Origin of the sequence: Citrobacter sp. CK195, from assembly GCF_030333365.1 — a bacterium.
Lineage (GTDB): Bacteria > Pseudomonadota > Gammaproteobacteria > Enterobacterales > Enterobacteriaceae > Citrobacter_B > Citrobacter_B koseri.
On the sequence record NZ_JAOWGB010000018.1, the window covers coordinates 33,717 to 35,071 of the forward strand.

The following is a 1,355-nucleotide window of genomic DNA, read 5'->3' on the forward strand; positions in this document are numbered from 1 at the left end:
GCTGAAAATCGTCTCTCAGTCCGCCAAAACATCTTCGGCGTTGTAAGGTTAAGCCTCACGGTTCATTAGTACCGGTTAGCTCAACGCATCGCTGCGCTTACACACCCGGCCTATCAACGTCGTCGTCTTCAACGTTCCTTCAGGACTCTCAAGGAGTCAGGGAGAACTCATCTCGGGGCAAGTTTCGTGCTTAGATGCTTTCAGCACTTATCTCTTCCGCATTTAGCTACCGGGCAGTGCCATTGGCATGACAACCCGAACACCAGTGATGCGTCCACTCCGGTCCTCTCGTACTAGGAGCAGCCCCCCTCAGTTCTCCAGCGCCCACGGCAGATAGGGACCGAACTGTCTCACGACGTTCTAAACCCAGCTCGCGTACCACTTTAAATGGCGAACAGCCATACCCTTGGGACCTACTTCAGCCCCAGGATGTGATGAGCCGACATCGAGGTGCCAAACACCGCCGTCGATATGAACTCTTGGGCGGTATCAGCCTGTTATCCCCGGAGTACCTTTTATCCGTTGAGCGATGGCCCTTCCATTCAGAACCACCGGATCACTATGACCTGCTTTCGCACCTGCTCGCGCCGTCACGCTCGCAGTCAAGCCAGCTTATGCCATTGCACTAACCTCCTGATGTCCGACCAGGATTAGCTGACCTTCGTGCTCCTCCGTTACTCTTTAGGAGGAGACCGCCCCAGTCAAACTACCCACCAGACACTGTCCGCAACCCGGATTACGGGCCCACGTTAGAACACCAGCCATTAAAGGGTGGTATTTCAAGGGCGGCTCCATGCAGACTGGCGTCCACACTTCAAAGCCTCCCACCTATCCTACACATCAAGGACCAGTGTTCAGTGTCAAGCTATAGTAAAGGTTCACGGGGTCTTTCCGTCTTGCCGCGGGTACACTGCATCTTCACAGCGAGTTCAATTTCACTGAGTCTCGGGTGGAGACAGCCTGGCCATCATTACGCCATTCGTGCAGGTCGGAACTTACCCGACAAGGAATTTCGCTACCTTAGGACCGTTATAGTTACGGCCGCCGTTTACCGGGGCTTCGATCAAGAGCTTCTCCCGAGGGATAACCCCATCAATTAACCTTCCGGCACCGGGCAGGCGTCACACCGTATACGTCCACTTTCGTGTTTGCACAGTGCTGTGTTTTTAATAAACAGTTGCAGCCAGCTGGTATCTTCGACTGATTTCAGCTCCATGGGTAAACCACTTCACCTACATATCAGCGTGCCTTCTCCCGAAGTTACGGCACCATTTTGCCTAGTTCCTTCACCCGAGTTCTCTCAAGCGCCTTGGTATTCTCTACCTGACCACCTGTGTCGGTTTGGGGTACGATTT

The 1,355-nt window shown here is 53.7% G+C and carries 1 rRNA gene; it reads right to left on the bottom strand.

What is annotated here, in order from left to right:
* Positions 1-44: 44 nt before the first annotated feature.
* A 23S ribosomal RNA gene (locus OGX93_RS02560) occupies positions 45-1,355 on the bottom strand; the annotation flags it as partial.